The 4,594-nt window shown below is 66.8% G+C and carries 2 protein-coding genes and 1 pseudogene; 2 read left to right on the top strand and 1 reads right to left on the bottom strand.

Going from position 1 to position 4,594, the window contains the following annotated elements; translation table 11 throughout:
* The first annotated feature begins 113 nt into the window (after window positions 1-113).
* Both EBH09_RS17850 and EBH09_RS17845 read left to right on the top strand, forming a co-directional pair.
* On the top strand, window positions 114-2,498 hold the full coding sequence (locus tag EBH09_RS17850; RefSeq protein WP_121747997.1) for a transglycosylase domain-containing protein: 2,385 nt from the start codon (window positions 114-116) through the stop codon (window positions 2,496-2,498).
* 119 nt (window positions 2,499-2,617) lie between these two features.
* Window positions 2,618-4,147, top strand: a complete 1,530-nt coding sequence (locus EBH09_RS17845) for a glycosyltransferase 87 family protein (protein WP_121747996.1) — start codon at window positions 2,618-2,620, stop codon at window positions 4,145-4,147.
* Window positions 4,148-4,220: 73 nt separating this feature from the next.
* Here the strand turns inward: EBH09_RS17845 and EBH09_RS17840 are convergent.
* A pseudogene (locus EBH09_RS17840) lies at window positions 4,221-4,594 on the bottom strand (alanine racemase); the annotation flags it as partial.

Raw genomic sequence — 4,594 nt, 5'->3', positions numbered from 1 at the left:
ACCACGACCGGACCGGCAGGGCGGCCGAGCCGGGCCGCGGCGGCCGGCGGGCCGCTCCTGCCGGTCCGGTCGTGGTCGGCAGAGGGCGCGCGGCCCCGTCCGGCAAGAAGCGAATGATCGACTATCCGCGCGGAGACCGGGACGGGTGGCGACGCTGGGTGCCCTCCTGGAAGCTTGTCTCCGGGCTGTGCGTCGGCTTCTTCGGCAGTCTGGTGGCCGCCGCAGGCATCGCGTACGCCATGGTGGGCATCCCTGACGTCGCCAAGATCGCGGAAGCTCAGAACAACGTCTACTACTGGTCCGACGGCACCCAGATGGCCGCTACGGGCGGTGAGCGCAACCGCCAGAGCGTCGGCCTCTCTCAGATCCCAGAGGAAATGCGCAACGCGATCATTTCCCAGGAGAACAAGACGTTCTACTCCGACAGCGGCATCGACCCCAAGGGCATCGCCCGCGCCGTGTTCAACATGGCCAAGGGCGGTGACACACAGGGTGGTTCCACCATCACCCAGCAGTACGTGAAGAACGCGATGCTGAACGACCAGTCGCAGACGATCTCCCGCAAGGTCAAGGAGATCTTCGTCTCGATCAAGGTGGGTACCGAGGTACCCAAGGACAAGATCCTCGAGGGCTACCTGAACTCCGCGTACTACGGCCGTGGCGCCTACGGCATCCAGGCGGCCGCACGCGCGTACTTCAACGTGGACGCCGTCGACCTCAACGCGGGCCAGTGCGCCTTCCTGTCCGCGATGCTCAAGGGCGCCACGTACTACGACCCGGCGGGCGCGACCTCGATCGACCCGGCCGCCACGCAGAAGGCCAACAGCAAGCGTGCCAATGCCCAGATGCAGGACACGCTCGACAAGATGGTGGAGTACGGGCATCTGAGCCAGGAGGACAGGGCGAAGTTCACGGAACTCCCCAAGGTGGAGAATCCGCAGTCGAACTCGCAGCTGGGCGGCCAGACCGGTTACCTCGTCAGGCTTGCCAAGGCTTCCGTGGTCCGGAGCGGCGTCGCTACGGAGCAGAAGCTGGAGAAGGGCGGCTACTCGATCTACACGACCTTCGACAAGAAGAAGGTCAAGGATCTCGAAACCGCGGTCCAGAAGGTCTACAAGAAGAACATCGACCCCGAGAAGCGCCCCGAGACGGACACACACGTCCAGTTCGGCGGAGCTTCGGTGAACCCCGAGACCGGCGCCATCGAGGCCATCTACGGCGGTGAGGACGCCACCAAGCACTTCACCAACAACGCCGACGTCACCGGCGCCCAGGTCGGTTCGACGTTCAAGCCGTACGTGCTCGCGGCCGCGATGAAGTGGGGTGTGCGCGATCCCGAGCTCGGTGAGACCCAGGCCCAGGACGAGCGCACCGTCGTCTCCCCGAAGAGCCTCTACAGCGGCAAGAACAACCTCAAGATCAACAACTACGACGGCTCGGTCTGGGAGAACGAGAAGGGCGAGCAGTGGCGCCAGGAGAATGACGGCAAGCAGAACGTCGGTGAAGCGCCGGACTACAAGATCGACCTGCGTGAGGCCATGCGGGAGTCGGTCAACTCCGCCTTCGTGCAACTCGGCATGGATGTCGGCCTGGACAAGGTGAAGGAGGCGGCCGTCGACGCGGGACTCCTGGAGGACAGCCTGGCGGGCTCCGGCTACCCGTCCTTCTCCCTCGGTGTCTCGGACCCGAGCGCCATCCGCATGGCGGGCGCCTACGCCACCTTCGCGGACAGTGGCAAGCAGCGCGAGCCCTTCTCCGTCACCAAGGTGTCGAACAAGGACGGCACGGTCTACACGCACAAGGTGGAGACCAAGCAGGCGTTCACCGCGAAGGTCGCGGACAACGTCACGGACGTCCTGAAGACCGTCGTCGAGGACGGAACGGGTTCCAACGCCCAGCTGGCCGGCCGAGAGGTGGCCGGCAAGACCGGAACCACGGACGGCAACCAGTCCGCCTGGTTCGTCGGCTATACCCCGCAGCTGGCGACCGCGATCAGCATGTTCCGCTACCCGGACGACGAGACCATCAAGAACCGCTCGTTCCTGGAGATGTACGGAACAGGTGGCGAGAAGAAGATCCACGGTGCGTCCTTCCCGTCCATCATCTGGCAGGACTACATGGAGGACGCGCTGAAGGGCACCAAGGCGGAGAAGTTCCCGAAGCCGGAGCCCATCGGCGAGGTCATCAACGACACCCCGCCGCCGCCCAGCCCGTCCCCCTCTCCCTCCCCGACGGAGGAGGAGACGAGTCCGTCGCCGTCGCCGTCGCCCAGTGAGCCCGAGACCAGTCCCTCGCCCTCGCCGAGCAACACCTGCGGCGTCTTCGAGTTCAACTGCGAGGACGGCGACAACAGCGGCAATGAGAACACCGGCAACGAGAACGGTGGCTCGGAAGGCAGTCCGACCCCTTCGACGTCGCCCAGTGAGACAGGGGAAGAGGACGACAGCAGAGGCAACCAGAACGGAGGCGGCGGCTTCATCTCCGGCCAGAACGGCTAGCCGCCGGAATATCCGGCATGGGTGTTTCACGTGAAACACCCGCAAGTTCCACGTGAAACAGGGCCGCCGCATCCACAGGGTGCGGCGGCCTCGCCGTATTCCCAGGTGCGTACGGCAGGATGTGCCCCATGCCCAGTGCAGAATCGACGCCAGCGAGCGTGCACGAACCGGACACCGTGCGGCCGACCAGGGAGGACACGGTCGCCGCGGTCGGCAGCGAGCTGATCGGCGGCCCTGTCGGCCGCCGGGCCCTGCTCGGCACGTCTTGGTGGACCCCCGTGCGAGTGATCGCGCTCGTGGCGATCGGCATGTTCGCCCTCGGCCTGGTCCAGAAGGCGCCCTGTTACAACGGTGCCTGGTTCTTCGGTGCCAGCTCCCAGTACACGCACGCGTGCTACTCCGACATCCCGCACCTCTACCAGGGGCGCGGGTTCGTCGACGGCCTGGTGCCGTACTTCGACAAGCTCCCCGGCGACATGGAGTACCTCGAGTACCCGGTGCTGACCGGCGTGTTCATGGAGGTCGCGTCTTGGCTCACACCGGGCAGCGGCACCATTCAGGACCAGGAACAGTGGTACTGGATGGTCAACGCCGGGATGCTCATGGTGTGCGCGGTCGTCATCGCCGTCTGCGTGACCCGCACGCACACCCGGCGGCCCTGGGACGGTCTGCTGGTCGCCCTCGCACCCGCCTTCGCGCTGACCGCCACCGTCAACTGGGACCTGCTGGCGGTCGCCCTGACGTCCGCCGCGGTTCTCATGTGGTCGCGGGGGCGCTCACTGGCCTTCGGCGTTCTGCTGGGCCTGGCCACGGCCGCCAAGCTCTACCCCTTCCTGATCCTCGGTCCGCTGCTCGTACTGTGCTGGCGTGCGGGCAAATGGCGTGAGTTCGGCAAGGCTCTGGGGGGCGCGGCCGTCGCCTGGCTCGTGGTGAACCTGCCGGTGATGCTCTTCGCCTTCGACGGCTGGTCGAAGTTCTATACGTTCAGCCAGGAACGCGGCGTCGACTTCGGGTCCTTCTGGCTGATCCTGGTCCAGAACACCGACAATCCGCCCAGCACCGAGACCGTCAACACGCTCGCCACTCTGCTGATGCTGCTGTGCTGCGGCGCCATCGCGGCGCTCACACTGACTGCCCCCCGGCGTCCGCGCTTCGCCCAGCTCGCCTTCCTGATCGTCGCGGCGTTCATCCTCACCAACAAGGTCTACTCACCGCAGTACGTGCTGTGGCTGGTTCCGCTGGCCGCGCTGGCCCGGCCGAAGTGGCGTGACTTCCTGATCTGGCAGGCGTGCGAGGTGGCCTACTTCCTGGGTATCTGGATGTACCTCGCCTACACGACCAGCGGCGACGCCCACAAGGGACTGCCGACGGACGGCTATCACTGGGCCATCGGCGTGCACCTGCTGGGAACGCTGTTCCTCTGCGTCATGGTCGTGCGGGACATCCTCATGCCGGACCGGGACCCGGTCCGGAGGGAGGGGGACGACGACCCGTCGGGTGGTGTGCTCGACGGTGCGGAGGACGTCTTCGTCCTGGGACCCGCGGCTCATGCGGAGCAGCCCGCGACTCATGCCGAGCAGCCCGCAGCCCACTTCGAGGGGCCACGGGTGAGATGGGGCGGGAGGCAGCAGACGGGCGGTTCGCTCTGAGCGAACGCGCGAAAGGCCGTACACGGAGGCACCGTGTACGGCCTTTTCTGCAGCGGTGGAGCCGGCGGCCGAGCTAGCGGTCGAGGATCCGGTCGAACTGCGTGGTTGTGTGTCGCAGATGGGCCACCAGTTCGTCACCGACCTTGGGCTCCGGCGCGTCGGAGGGCACGAACAGGATCGAGACCTGCATGTGCGGCGGCTCCGCGAACCAGCGCTGCTTCCCGCCCCAGACGAACGGCGCGAGATTGCGGTTGACCGTGGCGAGACCGGCCCGGGCGACGCCCTTGGCGCGCGGCATGACGCCGTGCAGCGCCTTGGGGGCCTCCAGCCCCACGCCGTGCGACGTCCCGCCCGCCACGACCACCAGGAAGCCGTCGGAAGCCGCCTTCTGCTGCCGGTAGCCGAAGCGCTCGCCCTTGGCGACACGCGTGACGTCCAGGACCGCGC

It is taken from the genome of Streptomyces sp. E2N166 (assembly GCF_003671715.1).
GTDB classification, from domain to species: domain Bacteria; phylum Actinomycetota; class Actinomycetes; order Streptomycetales; family Streptomycetaceae; genus Streptomyces; species Streptomyces thinghirensis.
This window is presented reverse-complemented; position numbering and strand designations above follow the sequence as displayed.

Bases quoted from the DNA above. Each gene is read 5' to 3' on its own strand.
- EBH09_RS17850 (WP_121747997.1), top strand. From the start codon at position 114: ATGATCGACTATCCGCGCGGAGACCGGGACGGGTGGCGACGCTGGGTG.
- EBH09_RS17845 (WP_121747996.1), top strand. From the start codon at position 2,618: ATGTGCCCCATGCCCAGTGCAGAATCGACGCCAGCGAGCGTGCACGAA.